This is a genomic window from Micromonospora sp. 050-3 (assembly GCF_046549335.1).
In the GTDB taxonomy this organism is placed as follows: domain Bacteria; phylum Actinomycetota; class Actinomycetes; order Mycobacteriales; family Micromonosporaceae; genus Micromonospora; species Micromonospora trifolii.
In genome coordinates this window covers 2,940,112-2,957,436 of the sequence record NZ_JAJPVX010000001.1, presented here as the reverse complement: position 1 = coordinate 2,957,436, position 17,325 = coordinate 2,940,112, and the positions used below count along the sequence as shown (strand labels likewise).

Below are 17,325 nucleotides of genomic sequence, written 5' to 3'. Positions count from 1 at the left end.
CCTCTCAATCAAGGGGTGGTGAAGAACCGGCGGCGCGCCCACAGGGAGACGTAGACGAGCCCGACCAGGACGGGCACCTCGATCAGGGGGCCGACGACTCCGGCGAGGGCTTGGCCGGAGGTGACGCCGAAGGTGCCGATCGCGACGGCGATGGCGAGTTCGAAGTTGTTACCGGCGGCGGTGAACGCCAGCGTGGTGGTGCGTTGGTAGCCGAGACCGATGGCCCGGCCGAGGACGTAGGAGCCGGCCCACATGAGCGCGAAGTACACCAGCAGGGGCAGGGCGATGCGGACGACGTCCAGGGGTCGGCTGGTGATGGCGTCGCCTTGCAGGGCGAACAGGATCACGATCGTGAACAGCAGCCCGTAGAGGGCGGCCGGGCCGATGCGGGGCAGGAAGCGGGCCTCGTACCAGGTGCGGCCCTTGGCGCGTTCGCCGAGGCGACGGGTGAGGTAGCCGGCGAGCAGCGGGATGCCGAGGAAGATGAGCACGTTGCCGGCGATGTCCCAGGCCGAAATCGTCAACTCGGTCCCGGACAACCCCAGCCACTGGGGGAGCACGGAGAGGTAGAACCAGCCGAGCAGGCCGAAGGCGACGACCTGGAACACGGAGTTGAGGGCGACCAGGACGGCTGCGGCCTCCCGATCGCCGCAGGCGAGGTCGTTCCAGATGATGACCATGGCGATGCAGCGGGCCAGGCCGACGATGATCAGCCCGGTGCGGTAGGCGGGCTGGTCGGCCAGAAAGATCCAGGCCAGGGCGAACATCACGGCGGGGCCGACGAGCCAGTTGAGGACCAGCGAGGAGATCAGCAGCCGGCGGTCGCCGGTGACGGTGTCGAGCCGGTCGTAGCGGACCTTCGCCAACACCGGGTACATCATGATCAGCAAGCCGATAGCGATCGGTAGCGAGATCCCGCCGATCGTCACGGAGTCCAGCGTGCTGTTCAGGTCGGGGATCAGCCGGCCGAGGAGCAGGCCGGCGATCATCGCCAGCCCGATCCAGATGGGAAGGAACTGGTCGAGTCGGGAGAGTCGGCCGACGACAGCGCTCTCGGCTGGGTCGCTCTGGAAGGTCGTCGTCATGTCGCCGGCGCCACGGTGAGCAGTGCGGCGAGCTGGCGCAGGATATCCGGCCGGGCGCGGTAGTAGACCCAGGTGCCCCGGCGCTCGGCGTCGACCAGCCCCGCCTCGCGCAGCGTCCTGAGGTGGTGCGAGATGGTCGGACCGGTCAGGTCGAACGCGGGGGTCAGGTCGCAGACGCAGATCTCCCCGGTTTCGGTGGACGCGATCATCGACAGCAGTTGCAGCCGCACCGGGTCGCCGAGGGCTTTGAACGCGGGCGCGAGCACGGCGGCGGCCCCGGCCGGTACGCGTCGCTCGGCCAGCGGCGCGCAGCACGACACGTCCGCGGCCGGACCTGCTTGATTCGACATTGCTCTAGGTTGACACTTCTCTAATCAGTGTGCAACCGTCTGATTCGACGGACGTCGAGACAGTCCTCTGATCTCTTCCGGAAGGCAACCCGTTGTTGGCCGACATCACAGTGCGCCCCATGACCGCCGCCGACGCCCACCGGGTCCTGGCGATCTACCAGGCCGGTCTGGACGCCGGCAATGCCAGCTTCGAGATCACCGCCCCGACCTGGGCGGCGTTCGACGCCGCACGCTTGAGCGCGCACCGCTTCGTGGCCGTCGACAGCGACGGGGACGTCCTCGGCTGGATCGCCGCCTCGCCGACCTCGACCCGCGCGGTCTACGCCGGAGTGGTCGAACACTCCGTATACGTGGACCCGGCCGCCCAGGGGCGGGGCATCGCCCGGCTGCTGCTGACCGCGCTGATCGCCTCCACCGAGGCCGCCGGCATCTGGACCATCCAGTCCGGAGTCTTCCCGGAGAACACCGCCAGCCTCACCCTCCACCAGCGGGCCGGCTTCCGGGTCATCGGCGTACGCGAGCGGGTCGGTCGCCACCACGACCGCTGGCGCGACGTCGTCCTGCTGGAACGTCGCAGCCCCACCATCACCTGAAAAGCCGTGGCCCCCAGAACGGGCCACCACACCGAGGAGCCACGGATGAACGCCCTGGACGACCTTCCCACCATCGTCATCGGCGCCGGCCCGACCGGTCTCGCCGCCGCCGCGCACCTGCACGAACGCGGGCTGCCCTTCACCGTCCTCGAAGCCGGCGACACCCCGGGTGCCGCCGTGCGCCAGTGGGGGCACGTGCGGGTCTTCTCGCCGTGGCGTTACAACATCGACCCGGCCGCCCGCCGGCTCCTCGACGAGACCGGTTGGGTCGCCCCCGACCCGGGGGCACTCCCCACCGGCGCGGAGCTGGTCGACGACTACCTCCGGCCCCTCGCGCAGCTGCCACAACTGAAGCCCCACCTGCGGTACGGGGCACGCGTCGAGGCGATCAGCCGGTTCGGTCTCGACCGGCTGCGTACCGCCGGGCGCGACACCGCGCCGTTCCTGCTCCGCCTCGCCGACGGCGACGAGCTGGTCGCCCGCGCCGTCATCGACGCCTCCGGCACGTGGAGCACGCCAAACGTCCTCGGCGCGTCCGGTCTGCGCGCACGAGGGGAGGCCGACGCGGAGGCGTACCTGGAGCACGCGCTACCGGACGTCCTCGGCGCCGACCGGGGCCGGTTCGTCGGACGGCACACACTGGTGGTCGGCGCTGGTCACTCGGCCGCCAACACCCTGCTGTCCCTGGCGGAGCTGGCCGCCGTCGAGCCCGGCACCGAGGTGACCTGGGCCATCCGGGCCGCCGCGCCGACGCGTACCTACGGCGGCGGGGACGCCGACGCCCTCCCGGCGCGGGGTGCGCTCGGCGCGCGGCTGCGTGCGCACGTCGACGCCGGACGGATCCGGCTGCTCACCGGGTTCTCCGTGCAGGCGCTCACCCCGTCGGACGGCCGGGTGAGTGTGGTCCTGCGGCACGGCCACGGCAGCGCCGAGTCGATCACGGTCGACCGTGTTGTCGCGGCCACGGGATTCCGCCCCGACCACAGCATCGCCGCCGAGCTGCGGCTGGACCTGGACCCGGTGCTGGGTGCCACCCGCGCCCTGGCCCCGCTGATCGACCCCAACGAGCACTCCTGCGGCACCGTGCCGCCGCACGGCGTGGACGTGCTCGCCCACCCGGAGCAGGGCTACTACGCCGTCGGTATGAAGTCCTACGGCCGCGCGCCGACGTTCCTCATGGCCACCGGCTACGAGCAGGTCCGCTCCGTGGTCGCCGCGCTGGCCGGCGACTGGGCCGCCGCCCGTGACGTCCAGCTCGACCTGCCCGAGACCGGCGTGTGCAACAGCAACCCCGCCGACTCGCCGTCCGGCGACGACTGCTGCGGGCCGGAACCGACGGGGCGTGGGCTGTCCACAGGCATCTCCGGAGAGCTGCGGTCCACGCCGATCAGCCTCGTCGCCCTCGACGCCGCGCCCGCGCAGGGTTGTTGCGCCAGCTGATCACCGGATTCGACGGTGCCCGCCGCCCTCGCGGTCGACGGGCACCGTCACCGTCGGCTGGCGCAGGCCACGCAGGTACGCGCGGACGGGCGGGCGACAAGCCGCTCGGCGGGAATCGGACGGGAGCACCGTTCGCACACGCCGTAGCTGCCGTCGTCGACCCGTTTCAGCGCGACGTCCAGCTCGGCCAGGCGTCGGCGGGTGGCGTCCAGGACGGCGGTGAGCTGCGCGCGTTCGAAGGCGATAGTGCTGCCCTCGGGGTCGTGTTCGTCATCGGCGTTGGACGACCGGGACGCCTCGAAGAGGCTCCGCAGGTCGCCGTCCAAGGCGGTGGCCTGGGCCTCGGTCTGCTCGCGAAGCCGCAGCAACGCCTCGCGGACCGCGCTGGAATCCCTGTTCATGGCCGTTCAACAATACCTGGGGGATGACCGTGGTCACATCGCTGGCATTCCGAGACGACCGGTCATATCGTGATGTTTGTCAGTCAGCCGGAACCCGGGCGAGAGGAGTGCCACGAGATGCCACGATCGAAGTCACCGGCCTCCGCCGGGACCCGGCAACGGTTGTCCGACGCGGCGTTGGACCTGTTCCACCTGCGGGGCTACAACGGCACGAGTGTCCAGGACATCGTCGCCGCAGCCGGGGCGCCCAAGGGCACCTTCTACAACCACTTCGCCAGCAAGGAAGACCTCGCCCTCGACTCGGTGGCGAGATACTCCGCAGCGATGGGGCTGGAGATGCTCGACGAGAAGCAGGGTGGCACGCCGCTTGAGCGGATCACCGCTCATCTGAGGTACATCACCGGCCTCAGCGACACCATGGGTGATCGTGGATGCCTTCTCGGCAACTTCGCCACCGAGATCCCGGCGCACAGCGATGTTCTGCGAAACGCCGTCGACGCCGGCTTCGGCCGCTGGGTCGCCGCGCTCGCCACGGCGATCGAGCAAGCGCGGGGTGCCGGTGAACTGCACGGCGACGAACCCACCAGTGATCTCGCCGGCTTCGTCGTCTCCAGCTACGAGGGCGCGGCAGCGCGGGCGAAGGCATCCGGTGACCCGGCCGCCCTCCACGAATTCTTCACAATCACCACGGCCCGGGTCCTCACCTGACCCGCGTCCGATCCCAGCGGTGACAGGCCGCGTCGTCCCACCCGGCGCGGCGTTTATCCAATCCAAGACGACCGGTCGTACGCCTTCGACCGGGAAGCAGTACCCGCACTGAGGAGTGAGACATGAGCACGTACCTGATCAACCACCTGCGTATCCCGGGCGGAGTGCCGACCGAGGAGTCCCTGCGCTACCTGGAGCAGGTGCAGGCAACCACCGAGGCGTACGGCGCCAAGTGGCTCGTCCTGGATGCCGAGGTGCAGGTCCTCGAGGGCAGCTGGCCCGGTTCCGTCGTGCTGATCGAGTTCCCGGACGCCGAAACCGCCAAGACCTGGTACAACTCGCCCGAGTACCAGGCGATCCTGTCGCTGCGCGTCGATCACACCATCAACGACCTGGTCCTGGTGGACTCCGTCGGCCCGGACTTCACGGTGGCCGGCTACGCGCGTCAGATCCGGACCCTGCTCGGCCAGTGACCAGCACCCGCTGATCTGCCGTACCGCGATCCCCGCGCACGCCGTGCCGTGCGCGGGGATCGGCTACATGAAGTTGCGGGTGTGCAGGGCGGAGAGCGCCGCCGCCTCGTCGGGCCGGAAGCCCAGGCGGACGAGGCGGCGCTGACGGCCCTGGTCCATCGCGTGTTGCAGGGCCTGCACGCGGTCGAAGCCGGCGGACACGTCGTCGGGATGCCAACCACCCGCCGCGAGCACCACCAGCGCGTCGAAGACGTCCGCGTTGAGCCCCGCGGTGTCGACCAGCGCGTCGTGGCGGCGGTGGATCGCCGCCCGCAGCCGGTCCCGCAGCAGCGGATCCAGCTGCGCCTGATGCTCCAGGTGCGCCATGCCGAACACCACGTGTCGGCGCTCGTCCTGCATGGCGAGCCAGCAGATCCGGCGCGTTACCGGGTCCGGGGCGTTCTCGTGCAGGAACGAGAGCAGATCGACGAAGCTGCCCTCGCCGAGCACGGAGAGCAGGAACGACGCCAACGCGAAGTCCGACTCCGCGACGAGTGTGAACAGCGACTGCCGACCGCCGGCGGATGAAGTGCCCATCTCGGCGCCCCGCAGCAGCGCCCGCCGGCTGAAGACCTCCATGTGCCGCGCCTCGTCGGCCATCTGCACGGCGAGAAGCTGCACCACCTCCCGAAAGTGCGGATGGATGCGCCCCACGAACCGGGCCGGCACGACGAGGGCGGCCTGCTCGTTCTCGACCAGGTAGGTCATCACCTGCACCACAGCGGCCTCGACGTCGGCCGGCAGCGCGAACCTGTCGTCCCACGGCACGGCGGTCTGCGGGTCCCACTGTCGGGCGGCGGCCTGCGCGTACAGGTGGGGGGCGATGTCGGCCCAGACCAGGTCGCGGTCGTCGAGGTCGAACCGGGCCTCCGGACCGCCGGCTTCGAGCAGGGCGCCCCGGGCGCCGAGCCCCCACCGTGCGGGCGGACGGCTGCTGAGCGCCGACGGCAGGGCCGGCCCGGCCCGCTCCGCGCCGAACCAGCGGTCGTCATCCGCCGACCCCCGGACCACGACCGCCACCAGATCGCCCGCCTCGCCCCGATCCGGACATTCGACCCGATGGCCCCGGGCACGACACCAGGCGGGCAGGTGTACGCGCAGCGCCGGGTCGCGACCGGAGACCGCCAACCGGCCGCCGGGCGGCAACCCGGCCAGGGCGCGCTGCACCAGCAGGTGCGCGCCGCGGCCGAAACCCAGCTCACCCAGGTCGACCTCGGCGATCGGTGCCGCGCTCACGGCCGGTAGTCCGTGGCCGTCACCCGCCCGTCGGGGGAGTAGAAACCGGTGGCGTCGACAGCGTCGGCGAGGGCGTCATAGCCCGTGGTGCGGCCCTCCCGCCAGGCCGTCAGCCCCTCCAGGTCGAGCAGCGGGCGCACCTGCGGATCGGCGTACGACATGCCGAGCAGCAGCGTGCCGAAGAGCCGCACCCCGTCGGACTCCGGCGCGCGGACCGTCATGTTGCAGTGGTCGTAGCGTGCGGTCTGCGCCACGATCCGGGTGCCCTCCGGCGGTAACGTGCCCTCCTGGACGAACGCCAGATGGTTGGCGTCGATCATGCAGGCGGCGTCGACCTCCCCGGCCACCAGGGCGCGGGCCGCGTCGCGCTCGCCACCGATGTGGTCGCCGTGCAGGCCGACGCCCACGTCGAAGCGGCGTACGTCGACGGTGACCCCGGCCGCCGCGAGGTGACCCAGCGGAATCAGCGTCGCCTGTGGACTGTCGATCGCCCCGACGGCGACCGCCCGTCCGGCGAGGTCGGCGAGCTGACCCACCGGCGAGTCCGCGCGGACCACCACGACCGAGGTGAGGTCCTGGTCGGTGTCGCGCATGGTGAGCGCGCGTACAACCGTGCCGCTGGCGGCCGCCAGCCGTTCGGCCCGCAGCCAGGCCAGTGGAGAGTTCCAGGCGGCGTCGATCCGCCCGGCGACGAGGTCCTCGACCTGTCGCTCGTAGTGCGAGTAGAGGACGAAGTCGAAGTCCAGGCCCCGCCCGCGCAGCCAGGTGCGGAACCCCTCCCAGATGGTCACCACCTTCGGGTCGTACGCGACCGCGCCCAGCAGAACGGTTGGCGCGGGCATCAGCGGTTGGCCTCGTCGAGCAGCGGCAGCCCGGTGGCGACCCGACCGACGAAGTCGTGCAGCGCGTCGGTGGTCGGTGCCATCACCCGGGCCGCGCGGGCGTCCCGGAAGCGGCGCTCGAGGCCCAACTCCTTGCGGAAGGCGCTGCCGCCGCAGAGTTGCATCGCGCCATCGGTCACGTCGGCGACGGTCTCGCCGGCGAGCGCCTTGACCTGGAGCACCCGCAGCATCGCGTCGTCGCGGCCGGTCTCCAGCGCGGTGAGCGTGTCGCCCAGGAAGGCGCGCAGCGCGTCGGTGCGGATCATCAGCCGGGCGAGGTCGCGTCGGGTGACGGGCGCGTCGCGCAGGGCGGCACCGGTGTGCGTGAGCGTGGTCCGGGTGAGATGCCGGCTGGCCTCGGCCACCGCGCTGTCCGCGAGACCGAGGCAGAAAGCGGCGTTGAGCACCAGGAACCAGGGCAGGACGGCACTCAGCGCGGTGTCGAGCCCGGCCCCGTCGGCAGCCATCCTCGCCGTCGACGGAACCCGAAGACCGTCGGCGGTCATCGGGCGAGAGCCGTTGCCCCGCAGGCCCAGCCCGTCGAAGTCGCCGGTCACGCTCAGGCCGGCGCTGTCGGCCGGCACCAACCACAGCGTCATTGGGCCGGCGTCGCGGGTCAGCGGAAGGCTCGACCAGACGTAGCTGTTGGCCTCGCCAGCCGAGGTGACCCAGCTCTTACGGGCGTCGAGGCGGACGGTGTCGTCGTCGGCGGCTGTCGCGGTGCCGGTCGGCGACCAGAAGTGGCTGCGCGAGCCGTACTCGGAGAAGGCCAACGTGGTGAGGTGATCGCCGGTGGCGATGGCGGCGCGGACGTCGCGCGGGCCGTGCGCCTCGATGACGGCGGTCGCCGCGTAGTGCATGAGCACCACCATCGCTGTGGACCCGCACTCGGCGGCCAGCCGCTCGATCACCTCGGCGACCGTCCGCATGCCGTGGCCGGCGCCGCCGACCTCGGTCGAGGAGGCCAGGCCGAGCAGGCCGGCTGCGGCGAGAGCGTCGACACCCGGACGGGGAAAGGCCCCATCCCGGTCGACGGTCGGCGCCTGCGGGCGGATCACGTCGTCGATCACCGTGCCGAGCGTGTCCGTGGGGTCGGTGGCGGTCTGGGCATTGTCGACACTGGTCGTCATGCTCGGTACCCCTTCAGGCGGGCCGACGGGACCGCTGTCGACACTATCCGAACCCGAAGACGTAGCGCGAGCGTCGGATTACCGTCTGGCGCGGGCGTTGTCCCGGTGCGATCGGCCGTGCCCGTCGTCCCGGTCAATGCGCAGCTCGCGCTCCAACTCGGTGATGACCGCCCGCAGGTCGTCCAGCCGCTGGGTGAGCGCGATCCGGTCCACCTCGTCCGGCACGCCGTCGCCGTCCTCGTCGTACCCGGGGGCCAGTCGCTCGGTCATCTCCAACCGGCGGGCCTCCTCCATGGAGTTCACGATGACCGCGATGAGGATGTTGAGCAGCAGGTTGACGGTGATGACCACGTAGCTGACGTAGTAGAGCAGTGTCCATGGTGAGATCGCCATGCCCTGCTCGATGAGGTCCGGCAGCGTCTCCAGCGACAACAGCACGAACAACGTCAGCAGCGACCGGCCGATGTCGCCGTACTCCTCCGGATACCTGTTGCCGAAGATGAGCCAGCCGGCCATGCCGTACACGTAGAGCGTCACCACGGCCAGGGCGAGGAACCCGGTGACGCCCGGCAGGCTGCGCCACAGCGCGGAGACGATGGTCCGCAGACCTGGCGAGAACCGCACCAGGCGCACCATGCGGGCGACCCGTACGACCCGCAGCAGCGCCGGGTCGCCGTGCAGGCCCGGGATGAAGATCGCCGCGATCACCACGAAGTCGAAGACGTTCCAGCCGTGCCGGAAGAAGTCCTGTGGGCGTCTGCCGTAGGCGGCCAGCCGGACGGCGATCTCGACGACGAAGACGGCCCGGAAGAACAGCTCCAGCCCGTGCAGCGCGGTGCCCGCGGGGCTCAGGTCGTCGTACGTCTCCAGGCCGAGAACGATGCCGTTGGCGAGGATGACCACGACGATGGCGATCTCGAAGGGCCGTGACCGGGCGAGCTGGTCGCAACGGTCGGTCCAACCCGAGCGGTGCCGCGGTGGTGTGGACGGGCCACCCCGCTGGGCGGGCACGGGCGCGTCACTCACCAGCGGGCCGGCTCGGTGAGGCGCGCCGGGGCCGGGGCCCACCTCCGGCCGTCGTCGTGGCGGTGCGGCTGGTGTGCGGGCATGCCCACCAGCCTAGCCAAGATCAACGACGCTGGGCGACCGCGGCATCCGTGCAGCGTGACTGTTTCGCTGCGCCTCGGCGCGATTCTCCGGCGACGACACAAATCGCGAACGACGTTTGCAGTTTACAGTAGATCAGTGAGTGACACAGCCGCGGACGGCCCCGACCGGCAGCCGATCTGGAGCAGGCCCGAACGCGGCAGCCGCGGCCCCGCTCCGGCGCACAGCCGGGACGCCATCGTCGTGGCAGCCATCGCCCTGGCCGACACCGAAGGCCTGGCCGCGGTGTCAATGCGCGCCGTGGCCGCCGCTCTCGGCACCGGCGCCGGATCCCTCTACCGCTACCTGTCGTCCCGCGACGACCTGCTGGACCTGATGACCGACCGGGCCGTGGGGGAGCTGCGCCCGTACCCGCAGGTGGAGGGGGACTGGTTGGAGACGATGGTGCTGCTGGGGCGCCGGCAGTTGGCACTGTTCGGCGCCCACCCGTGGCTGCTCGACGTGATTCACCGGCCCTCCGGCATCGGCCCGCAGAGCCTGGCCTGGTTCGACAACTGCATTCGGATCCTGGAACCCGTGCGCTGCCCCGTCGCCGCCAAGTTCGAGGCCATCGCGATGATGACAGGCGTGGTGAGCCTCTTCGCCCGCCGCGAGTCCGCCGCCGGGGCGTTCAGCTTCGCCGGGGTGGACCTCGCGGCGTACCCGCACCTGGTCGCGGCGTTCAGTCAGCCCCCGGGGCCGGCGCCCCGGGCGGACCTCGTCGAGCGGACCCTGCGCAGTCTGCTGACCGGCCTGCTGCTAGCGGAGTCGACCGAGGAGGGCTGATTGCCTCGGCGGACAGGTGGTTTCTGCCGTTTCTCCCTGCACCTCGACTAGGTTCTCGATGGTGAGCGGGACCAGACGACCCCGCGCCAACTGCGGAGAGGTGCGCGATGTCCGACCCTGATCTTGCCGACCTGCGCCAACGGGCCAAGGACGGTGACCGGGACGCGGTCGACCAGCTCGTCGAGCTCGCGGGGGAGCGGGGTGACCTCGCCGAGCTGCGGCAGCTGGCCGAGGACGGCAACGCCGACGCGGCGGCCCAACTGGTCGAACTCGCCACCGAACTCGGCGACACGAACGAGCTGCGGCGCCTCGCCGACCGGGGCGACCGGGACGCCGCCGACCAACTCGTCGAGTTGGCCGCCGAGCGGGCGGACGTTGGTGAACTTCGGCGGCTCGCCGACGGCGGGAACCGGGACGCGGCTGACGTACTGGCCGAGCTCACCGAAGAGCAGGACGAGGCGGAGTAGTCGGCCGGGACGCGGGAGTGCCCGCACCCGGTGTCACGTCGCAGTGGTGAGGTACCGGCGGTAACCGAGAGCGGACTGCGTGAACCCGATGGACGCGTAGAACCGGTGGGCGTCGGTACGCGCCGCGTTCGACACCAGTTGGACCTTGTAGCAGCCGGCCGCGGTCGCCTCATCGAGCGCCGCCAGCATGAGGGCCCGGGCGACCCCACGACGGCGCCATCCGGGTGCGACCACCACGTTCTCCACCACCATGTACGGTCGCGCGCCGTGGGTGAGGTTGGGGGCGACGAGGGTGTCCAGCGTGCCCACGAAGGTGTCCCCGGCGGCGGCCAGCAGGAGGCGGCGGCCAGCTTGGGCGTGCAGGTCGCTCCAGGCGGCGGCGAGCCGGGCGGTGGCCGGCCGCGCGTCGTCGGGAGCGAGTTGCCACAGCACGTCGAAGACCAGCTCGGGGTCGTCCTGCGCTACGGCGGCGCGGACGACGAAGTCGCCGCCGCTCACCGGGTCGACGCCGGAGTGTCCAAATCGAACCGCCCGGCGTGCCGACCTGGCGGCCCGCCGGGCCGGGAGAGCTTGTCATCGACGTGCCTCACCATGCCGTCGACAATACGTCTGCGGCTTCACCGCGTGGCGGGGCGGCGGGGACCGGGGTCCCGCCGCCCGCTTCGGCGATGAACCCGGTCAGGCCCGCGCGGCCTTGATGGCGTCGCGCAGCGGGGTGCTCGGTCGGCCGAGCAACCGGCTGAGGTCGTCGCTGTCGGTCGCCAGCTCGCCGTTGGCGATCGAGTGGTCGAGCGCGGCGACGAAACCGGCGGTGCCCGCGTCGAGGCCGACGTTCTCCAGGGCCGAGGCCAGCTCGGCGGCGGACATGTCCTGGTGGACGACTGTGGTGCCGGTCGCCTCGGTGACGGCCTCGGCCAGCTCGTCGAAGGTGAACGCGGTGCCGCCCAGTTCGTAGACGGCGTTGCCGTCCTCCTCGCGGGTCAGCGCGGCCACGGCCGCCCCCGCGTAGTCGGCCCGGGTCGCGGCGGAGATCTTGCTGCCGCCGGTGGCGCCGAGGATCGTGCCGGACCCCAGGTACTGCGGCAGCTGGTCGGTGTAGTTCTCGGTGTACCAGCTGTTGCGCAGCACGGTGTAGCTCAGACCGGACGCGGCGAGGACCTCCTCGGTGGCCTTGTGCTCCGGCGCGAGCGGGTTCGCCGTGGTGTCGGCCTTGAGGATGCTGGTGTAGACGAGACGCTCCACCCCGGCGAGCTTGGCGGCGTCGATGACCGCTGTGTGCTGCGCGACGCGCTGACCGGGAGTGTCGCCGGAGATGAGCAGCAGGCGGCGTACGCCGGCCACGGCGCCGGGCAGCGTCGATGGGTCGTCGTAGCTGGCCTTGCGGATCTCGACCCCGCGCGCGGCCAGGGCGGCGGCCTTCTCCGGGCTGCGGACGATGGCGGCGATCTCGGTGGCGGGTACGCCGCTGTCGAGCAACTGCTCGATCACCAGGCGGCCGAGCCGGCCGGTGGCGCCGGTGACGGCATAGGTGGGCATGGGAACCTCCGGAGGGTAGGGGCAAACTAGTAAGCACTTACGAATCTACAGTACTAACCGAGATGCGGCGTGGGATAGGCTGGTGAGGTGAGCGACATGCCGGCCCAGGACCCGGCGGGGCCTACCCAGGAATTCGTCAGCGATGTCTTCGCCCGGGGGTGCACCTCCCGTGCGGCCTTCGAGGACGTCACCTCGAAGTGGGCCTCGCTGGCCCTGTTGGCGCTCGGTGAGGGCCGCTACCGGTTCAACGCGCTGCGTCGCCGCATCGACGGGGTCAGCGAGCGGATGCTCTCCCAGACCCTGCAGACCCTCGAACGCGACGGAATGCTCACCCGCGAGGTGCTCACCGCGATCCCGCCGCGCGTCGAATACTCGCTGACCCCGCTCGGTGCCCGGGTCGCCGAGCAACTGCGTGGCCTCGCCGATCTGCTGGAGGCCTCGGTGCCCGAGTTGCAGACCGCCCGCGACAGCCGCGAGCGCGACCGGGGCTGACTCGCGGCCTGTCTCAGGTGTTCAGCGTCTCCCGCGGCGGCACACCAAAGCTGGCGTGGTATCGCGCGGTGAACCTGCTGTGGCTGGCGAACCCCCACCGACTGGCGATCGCCGAGACCGTCTCCTGGCGCGGGTCGGCGCGTACCAGGTCGTGGTGTGCCCGGACGAGCCGTACCCGACGCAGGTAGGCCATCGGGGTGGTGCCGAGGTGGCGGCGGAAGGCGAGTTGCACCGCCCGGAGGGAGACGCCGGCGGCGCCGGCGATGTCGGCCGCGCTGATGTCCCGGTCGGCGTGCTCCTCCAGAAAGGCGATCGCCCGGCGCAGCGTGGCGGTGGTGGCGTCGTTCCGGTCCATGGCGGTCGGTTCGGTGAACGCGGTGTTGGGGAAGACCGCGAGCGCCGCCGCGGCCAGCATCCGGGCGGCGTTGCCGATCACCAGTGTCTGTGCCCCGGCGGGCGGGCTGTTCAACACGACGTCGCGGACGAAGCTGGTGGTGTTGCGCCACTGCCGGGCGAGGGTCGCGCTGGCGGCGCCCAACTCGGTGAACTCGATCCGACCGGGCCGGCGGGCCGGCGCGGTGGTGGCCACCTGCGCCAACACCGACAGGTCCAGCACGCAGAGTTCCACCTCACCGGGATGCCAGTTGACGGTGCACGGCTCCTGGGGCCTGGTGACGAGGAAGACCTCACCGGGGCCGAACCGGTGGGCCGATCCGGCGCAGGAGCGATCGACGTGGGCGGTGCGGGTCCGACCGATGACCAGCCCGCCGAGGGTGCTGGCATCGATCTCGAGGTGCCCGGTCTGGCGGGTGGTCGCGATGGCGAAGGGGCCGGTGTCGACGCGGTGGTGGGTGAGCCGGTACCCGTTCCGGCTCTGAATGCGCAGTTTCGGGTCGTACGTGGCGGACAGGAATTCCTGGATGACCGCCGGGTCACGGCTGTCGAACTGGTGGGTCTGCACTGGCGATGACGTCATCCGCTGTCTCCGTCCGGTGGAGGTGCCGCCGGGTGCTGGAACGGTGCCGACGGCAGGTTCGGGACGTGCCGGGGTGCTCGGCGGTGACCCGGCACATCGTTGGCCGGCGGTGCGGTGGGATGGAACGTCGCGAGCGGGACGGCAGCGACCGGTGGAGCGTGTCGGATCTGGTCCGACGATTCATCGATTCTAAAACGCAATATCTGTAGATGGGAATGTCACCCTACGACAATCACTGACGTGCGTCCCGCGAATCACTGTGACGTGTCGGCAGCTCGACTTCGTTTTCCGGCTAGCGCGCCAATGGCTGTACGTCTGCTGTCCTAGCCACCCGCGTGGCCGACAGCGAAATCTTGTTCATGATTCGTCGGAGGACGACCGGGTCACTGCCGGGGGGCCGACCCACCGAGGGGGAAGCGTTGGACAGTACCGATCCTGACCGCATCGTTCGGCTGGCCGCCGCCGAGGCGCTGGCCCGGGTGGCGGACGAGGACAGCCTGGGCCTGGGCGAGGGGGACGCGCTGGAGAGGCTCGGGCGTGGGCTGCGTGAGGTGCTGCGCCGCGCACTCGACGACCGGGTGCCACTGACCACGCCGGACTTCGTCGACCTCTGCCGCGACCTTGGTCTGCACCGTGACGCCTTCGACCTGCTGGGGCACTACCTGATGACCGCGTTGCTGACCCAGCACGTCGGACCGGACGCCCTGATCCGCGTCGGGGTGCTCTTCGGCACCGTCGGGCGCTACCTGCCCGGTGCCCGTCCGGTGGCCCACCGCAACGAAGGCCCCGCGGCACGGCGACGCGACGTGCGCGCGGACAACAGCGTCGTCGGTCGGTACCGCCGCGCCAAGCTGCCGGAGCACCTCCCCAACCCGCCGAGCTGGACCTGCACCGGATGCGGCCGCGAGTGGCCCTGCGCCACCAAGCAGAGCCAACTGCTCGCCGAGTTCGGTGGCGCGCGCGCCTCCCTCGCGGTCTATCTCGGCTCCTGCCTCGTCGCCGCCGCTCAGGACCTGCCCACGTTGCCGTTGCCCCGGGTCCGGCTCCGATTCCTGGGCTGGCTGCCGCGCGCCCGGATCTGACCGGGCCGTCGGCGCGGCACCGTCGGCGAACGCCCTGACCTGGCCCGGCCGAGGCCGGTCCCGACTGGACACTGCGCGATCACGTGGTGACTTCCTGCTGCCCGCCCGACGCTTCGCGCGGGTCGGGGCAGGGTGTTCATCGTGCGCACCAGTTGCGTACGGCGGGTGTTCACCGCCTTCTCCGAGGCTCCTTGATCGAAAGAGCATTCGCTTGATCGAGGAGAGGCTCTCACGTGAGAGACAAGCATCCCGAAGAGGCCGAGCACGCGCAGCTGTCCCGGCGCAAGCTGGTCAAGTACGCGGGCGTGGGCGCGACGCTGGCCGCGGCCAGCCCACTGGTCGGCGCCGGCGCGGCGTGGGCCGACGAGGATCGTCGGCCGGGTGACGACAACAAGACCGACCGGGGTAACTCCAAGAACCGGGCGTGGCGTGCGGGCGACCACCACATCCACTCCGAGTACAGCGGCGAGTTCGACACCACGAAGTCCCCGATCGTCTTCCACAAGGGCGCGGACGCGGTCTACCCGATCGTCACCAACGCCATCATGGCGAAGAACTTCGGCCTGACCTGGGCGATGTGCACCGACCACGGTGGACCCACCCACTCGAAGGTGAACATCGAGCAGGCATACCCCGACCTGCTGCGGTCCCGCAAGCTGGTCCCCGAGGTGCTCCAGTTCTGGGGCATGGAGTTCGACGCGCCCTCGCTGGACCACCACACGCTGATGATCCCGCGCCACGAGGACGAGGCGAAGCAGCTCTTCGAGCTGGAGAGCCGGTTCGCCAAGTACGACGCGTTCCCCACCGACCCGGCCCGCGACACCGAGGCCAAGATGGTGGAGTTCCTCAAGGTCGCCCGAGGCATGCCGCACAAGCCGCTGGTGATCGCCCACCATGCGTCCCGTTCGGCGCCCGGTCTCGGCGTCTACGGCCAGGACACCCCGCGCGAGTTCCGCAACGGCAACAACGCCGCGCCGGACGTCTACATCGGCTTCGAGGGCGCCCCCGGTCACCAGGCTGGCCCGCTCAACGGTGGCAAGCGGGGCGGCTACGGCAACCACCCCACCTACGGCGGCTTCGACCAGATGACCGCCCGGGTCGGTGGCCTGTGGGACTCACTGCTCGGCGAGGGCCGGCGCTGGTGGATCACCGCGACCTCGGACTCGCACGTGCACTGGACCCGCGGTGGCTCCGACTTCTGGCCGGGCGAGTACAGCAAGACGTACGTGCACGCCCGCCAGGACTACGGCGACATCATGGACGGCCTGCGCAACGGCCGGATCTGGGTCACCACCGGTGACCTGATCCGCAGCCTCGACGTCACCGCCACGTCGCAGGGCAGGACCGTCGAGGTGGGCGAGACGATCACGGTGAGCCGTCGTAGCCGTACCGATGTCGAGATCGAGATCACGTTCCGCCCGCTGGGTGGGGCGAACGCGAACGGCGACCGGCCCGAGGTCCGCCGGGTCGACCTGATCGTCGGCCAGATCACCGGCCCGAGCGCCAGCCTGGACGCCGACACCAACCCCACCACGAAGGTGGCGGCCCGGTTCGGCCCGCGGGACTGGCGTCGGCAGGGCGACAGCTACGTCATCCGGCACACCCTGCGCAATGTCGAGGCGGACACCTACGCGCGGGTGCGCGGCACCAGCACCGACGAGGCCGAGCCGCTCGCCGACGGGCTGGAGAGCCCGTGGGACGACCTGTGGTTCTACTCGAACCCGGTCTTCGTGCACGTGCGCTGACCGAGTGCGGTAGCGACATCGCGGGTCTGCCCGGCACTGCTCGACGGACGACGTCGGGTGGTGCGGGGCGGGCCCGCACCGCTGTATCCGCAGGTCAGTCGGGCCTGCTACGGCGGGCTCGGGGGGTGGCGGTTCGCCCGCTCCGCGTCGCCGCGGCGCCGGTCCGGCGCGCAGCGGGTGCCGCCGGCGCCGGGTCGGCCTGCACCTGTGTCACCACCTCGCAGAGGTCGCGCAACGGGTCCACCGCCTGGGCTGAGCAGGCGACTTTTTGGAGCAGTGACCGCAGCGTCGCCGACTCGGTCGGCGTGAGTGCCCCCAGCAGATGCGACTCGACCTGCCGCAGTGTCAACCGCCGCTGTTCCCAGGCGGCACGGCCGGCGTCGGTGACCTCGACCAGCCGGTTGCGCCGGTCGGTCGGGTCCGCGCGCCGGGCCACGAACCCGGGCCGCTCCAGGTCATCGATCAGGTACGTGAGGACGGTGCGGTCGATGCCGATCTCCTCGGCGATCGCGCCCTGGTTGCGGGCCGGCCCGTTACAGGCCGCGGTGAGCAGTTGGTAGCCGCGCGGACCACCGGGGAAGTCGGCGAGCGCGTGTTCGGCCGCCCGGACGTAGCCGCGGAAGACGATCCCGAGCATCCAGCCCAGGTCGTCGTCGAGCGGATCGGGCCGGTCCGGCCGGTGAGAGGCACCCGTCATCCCCCGACAATACCGCAGCGAGGCAGACCTTGTTGGCACAAGATGTTCTGCGTGGCATAAGG

General features: G+C 71.1%; 20 protein-coding genes. 9 read left to right on the top strand and 11 right to left on the bottom strand.

The genetic code is table 11. The annotated features are described in order from the left end of the window. Positions 1-8: 8 nt before the first annotated feature. Positions 9-1,085, bottom strand: coding sequence for an ACR3 family arsenite efflux transporter (gene arsB, locus ACLJOK_RS13615; RefSeq protein WP_410818786.1), 1,077 nt, complete (start codon positions 1,083-1,085; stop codon positions 9-11). Continuing rightward, positions 1,082-1,435, bottom strand: a complete 354-nt coding sequence (locus ACLJOK_RS13610) for an ArsR/SmtB family transcription factor (RefSeq protein WP_410818784.1) — start codon at positions 1,433-1,435, stop codon at positions 1,082-1,084. The genes arsB and ACLJOK_RS13610 overlap by 4 nt, the downstream gene beginning before the upstream one ends. A 95-nt stretch (positions 1,436-1,530) precedes the next feature. On the opposite strand from ACLJOK_RS13610, the gene ACLJOK_RS13605 reads away from it, so the two are divergent. Together ACLJOK_RS13605 and ACLJOK_RS13600 are read left to right on the top strand one after the other, a co-directional pair. Continuing rightward, positions 1,531-2,028, top strand: coding sequence for a GNAT family N-acetyltransferase (locus tag ACLJOK_RS13605; protein ID WP_410819353.1), 498 nt, complete (start codon positions 1,531-1,533; stop codon positions 2,026-2,028). Between the two features lie 45 nt (positions 2,029-2,073). After that, the gene (locus ACLJOK_RS13600) at positions 2,074-3,468 is read left to right on the top strand and encodes an FAD-dependent oxidoreductase (protein WP_410818782.1); all 1,395 of its coding nucleotides are present in this window, start codon (positions 2,074-2,076) and stop codon (positions 3,466-3,468) included. A 47-nt stretch (positions 3,469-3,515) separates the two neighbouring features. Here ACLJOK_RS13600 and ACLJOK_RS13595 read toward each other — a convergent pair whose 3' ends face one another. Beyond that, positions 3,516-3,869: a TraR/DksA family transcriptional regulator gene (locus ACLJOK_RS13595; protein ID WP_410818780.1), complete on the bottom strand. Its 354-nt coding sequence runs from the start codon at positions 3,867-3,869 to the stop codon at positions 3,516-3,518. Positions 3,870-3,986: 117 nt separating this feature from the next. On the opposite strand from ACLJOK_RS13595, the gene ACLJOK_RS13590 reads away from it, so the two are divergent. Together ACLJOK_RS13590 and ACLJOK_RS13585 are read left to right on the top strand one after the other, a co-directional pair. Next, positions 3,987-4,577 carry a TetR/AcrR family transcriptional regulator gene (locus ACLJOK_RS13590; protein WP_410818779.1) on the top strand — a complete coding sequence of 197 codons (591 nt, stop codon included), beginning with the start codon at positions 3,987-3,989 and terminating at the stop codon, positions 4,575-4,577. Between the two features lie 122 nt (positions 4,578-4,699). Then, on the top strand, positions 4,700-5,050 hold the full coding sequence (locus ACLJOK_RS13585) for a DUF1330 domain-containing protein (RefSeq protein WP_196922600.1): 351 nt from the start codon (positions 4,700-4,702) through the stop codon (positions 5,048-5,050). Between the two features lie 63 nt (positions 5,051-5,113). Here ACLJOK_RS13585 and ACLJOK_RS13580 read toward each other — a convergent pair whose 3' ends face one another. The 4 genes from ACLJOK_RS13580 to ACLJOK_RS13565 all read right to left on the bottom strand — a co-directional run bounded on the left by ACLJOK_RS13580 (position 5,114) and on the right by ACLJOK_RS13565 (position 9,362). Further along, positions 5,114-6,325 carry a ferritin-like domain-containing protein gene (locus tag ACLJOK_RS13580; protein ID WP_410818777.1) on the bottom strand — a complete coding sequence of 404 codons (1,212 nt, stop codon included), beginning with the start codon at positions 6,323-6,325 and terminating at the stop codon, positions 5,114-5,116. Next, positions 6,322-7,167 carry a phosphate/phosphite/phosphonate ABC transporter substrate-binding protein gene (locus ACLJOK_RS13575; RefSeq protein ID WP_410818776.1) on the bottom strand — a complete coding sequence of 282 codons (846 nt, stop codon included), beginning with the start codon at positions 7,165-7,167 and terminating at the stop codon, positions 6,322-6,324. The genes ACLJOK_RS13580 and ACLJOK_RS13575 overlap by 4 nt, the downstream gene beginning before the upstream one ends. Then, positions 7,167-8,336 (bottom strand): acyl-CoA dehydrogenase family protein, encoded by a 1,170-nt coding sequence (locus ACLJOK_RS13570; RefSeq protein WP_410818774.1) that lies wholly within the window; start codon positions 8,334-8,336, stop codon positions 7,167-7,169. The genes ACLJOK_RS13575 and ACLJOK_RS13570 overlap by 1 nt, the downstream gene beginning before the upstream one ends. Before the next feature lie 78 nt (positions 8,337-8,414). Further along, positions 8,415-9,362 (bottom strand): ion transporter, encoded by a 948-nt coding sequence (locus ACLJOK_RS13565; RefSeq protein ID WP_410818773.1) that lies wholly within the window; start codon positions 9,360-9,362, stop codon positions 8,415-8,417. Positions 9,363-9,581: 219 nt separating this feature from the next. Here ACLJOK_RS13565 and ACLJOK_RS13560 point away from each other — a divergent pair, with 219 nt between their 5' ends. Both ACLJOK_RS13560 and ACLJOK_RS13555 read left to right on the top strand, forming a co-directional pair. Beyond that, positions 9,582-10,268: a TetR/AcrR family transcriptional regulator gene (locus tag ACLJOK_RS13560; RefSeq protein WP_410818772.1), complete on the top strand. Its 687-nt coding sequence runs from the start codon at positions 9,582-9,584 to the stop codon at positions 10,266-10,268. A gap of 107 nt (positions 10,269-10,375) precedes the next feature. Next, on the top strand, positions 10,376-10,735 hold the full coding sequence (locus ACLJOK_RS13555) for a hypothetical protein (RefSeq protein WP_410818770.1): 360 nt from the start codon (positions 10,376-10,378) through the stop codon (positions 10,733-10,735). A 33-nt stretch (positions 10,736-10,768) separates the two neighbouring features. On the opposite strand, the gene ACLJOK_RS13550 is transcribed toward ACLJOK_RS13555, so the two are convergent. Then, a complete protein-coding gene (locus tag ACLJOK_RS13550; RefSeq protein WP_410818768.1) occupies positions 10,769-11,233 on the bottom strand; it encodes a GNAT family N-acetyltransferase in 465 nt (154 codons plus the stop codon). Between the two features lie 180 nt (positions 11,234-11,413). Beyond that, positions 11,414-12,271, bottom strand: coding sequence for an SDR family oxidoreductase (locus tag ACLJOK_RS13545; protein ID WP_410818767.1), 858 nt, complete (start codon positions 12,269-12,271; stop codon positions 11,414-11,416). Between the two features lie 96 nt (positions 12,272-12,367). On the opposite strand from ACLJOK_RS13545, the gene ACLJOK_RS13540 reads away from it, so the two are divergent. Continuing rightward, positions 12,368-12,763 carry a winged helix-turn-helix transcriptional regulator gene (locus tag ACLJOK_RS13540; protein WP_196924914.1) on the top strand — a complete coding sequence of 132 codons (396 nt, stop codon included), beginning with the start codon at positions 12,368-12,370 and terminating at the stop codon, positions 12,761-12,763. 13 nt (positions 12,764-12,776) lie between these two features. On the opposite strand, the gene ACLJOK_RS13535 is transcribed toward ACLJOK_RS13540, so the two are convergent. Then, positions 12,777-13,739, bottom strand: coding sequence for a helix-turn-helix transcriptional regulator (locus ACLJOK_RS13535; protein WP_410818766.1), 963 nt, complete (start codon positions 13,737-13,739; stop codon positions 12,777-12,779). A gap of 419 nt (positions 13,740-14,158) precedes the next feature. On the opposite strand from ACLJOK_RS13535, the gene ACLJOK_RS13530 reads away from it, so the two are divergent. Both ACLJOK_RS13530 and ACLJOK_RS13525 read left to right on the top strand, forming a co-directional pair. Beyond that, positions 14,159-14,821 (top strand): hypothetical protein, encoded by a 663-nt coding sequence (locus ACLJOK_RS13530; protein WP_410818764.1) that lies wholly within the window; start codon positions 14,159-14,161, stop codon positions 14,819-14,821. Positions 14,822-15,054: 233 nt separating this feature from the next. Continuing rightward, positions 15,055-16,566, top strand: coding sequence for a phosphoesterase (locus ACLJOK_RS13525; protein ID WP_410818762.1), 1,512 nt, complete (start codon positions 15,055-15,057; stop codon positions 16,564-16,566). 94 nt (positions 16,567-16,660) lie between these two features. On the opposite strand, the gene ACLJOK_RS13520 is transcribed toward ACLJOK_RS13525, so the two are convergent. Then, positions 16,661-17,263 (bottom strand): MarR family winged helix-turn-helix transcriptional regulator, encoded by a 603-nt coding sequence (locus ACLJOK_RS13520; protein WP_410818760.1) that lies wholly within the window; start codon positions 17,261-17,263, stop codon positions 16,661-16,663. Between the last annotated feature and the right edge of the window lie 62 nt (positions 17,264-17,325).

Bases quoted from the DNA above. Each gene is read 5' to 3' on its own strand.
- ACLJOK_RS13545 (WP_410818767.1), bottom strand. From the start codon at position 12,271: ATGCCCACCTATGCCGTCACCGGCGCCACCGGCCGGCTCGGCCGCCTG.
- ACLJOK_RS13540 (WP_196924914.1), top strand. From the start codon at position 12,368: ATGCCGGCCCAGGACCCGGCGGGGCCTACCCAGGAATTCGTCAGCGAT.
- ACLJOK_RS13570 (WP_410818774.1), bottom strand. From the start codon at position 8,336: ATGACGACCAGTGTCGACAATGCCCAGACCGCCACCGACCCCACGGAC.
- ACLJOK_RS13590 (WP_410818779.1), top strand. From the start codon at position 3,987: ATGCCACGATCGAAGTCACCGGCCTCCGCCGGGACCCGGCAACGGTTG.
- ACLJOK_RS13610 (WP_410818784.1), bottom strand. From the start codon at position 1,435: ATGTCGAATCAAGCAGGTCCGGCCGCGGACGTGTCGTGCTGCGCGCCG.
- ACLJOK_RS13575 (WP_410818776.1), bottom strand. From the start codon at position 7,167: ATGCCCGCGCCAACCGTTCTGCTGGGCGCGGTCGCGTACGACCCGAAG.
- ACLJOK_RS13600 (WP_410818782.1), top strand. From the start codon at position 2,074: ATGAACGCCCTGGACGACCTTCCCACCATCGTCATCGGCGCCGGCCCG.
- ACLJOK_RS13535 (WP_410818766.1), bottom strand. From the start codon at position 13,739: ATGACGTCATCGCCAGTGCAGACCCACCAGTTCGACAGCCGTGACCCG.
- ACLJOK_RS13520 (WP_410818760.1), bottom strand. From the start codon at position 17,263: ATGACGGGTGCCTCTCACCGGCCGGACCGGCCCGATCCGCTCGACGAC.
- ACLJOK_RS13555 (WP_410818770.1), top strand. From the start codon at position 10,376: ATGTCCGACCCTGATCTTGCCGACCTGCGCCAACGGGCCAAGGACGGT.
- ACLJOK_RS13595 (WP_410818780.1), bottom strand. From the start codon at position 3,869: ATGAACAGGGATTCCAGCGCGGTCCGCGAGGCGTTGCTGCGGCTTCGC.
- arsB (WP_410818786.1), bottom strand. From the start codon at position 1,085: ATGACGACGACCTTCCAGAGCGACCCAGCCGAGAGCGCTGTCGTCGGC.
- ACLJOK_RS13585 (WP_196922600.1), top strand. From the start codon at position 4,700: ATGAGCACGTACCTGATCAACCACCTGCGTATCCCGGGCGGAGTGCCG.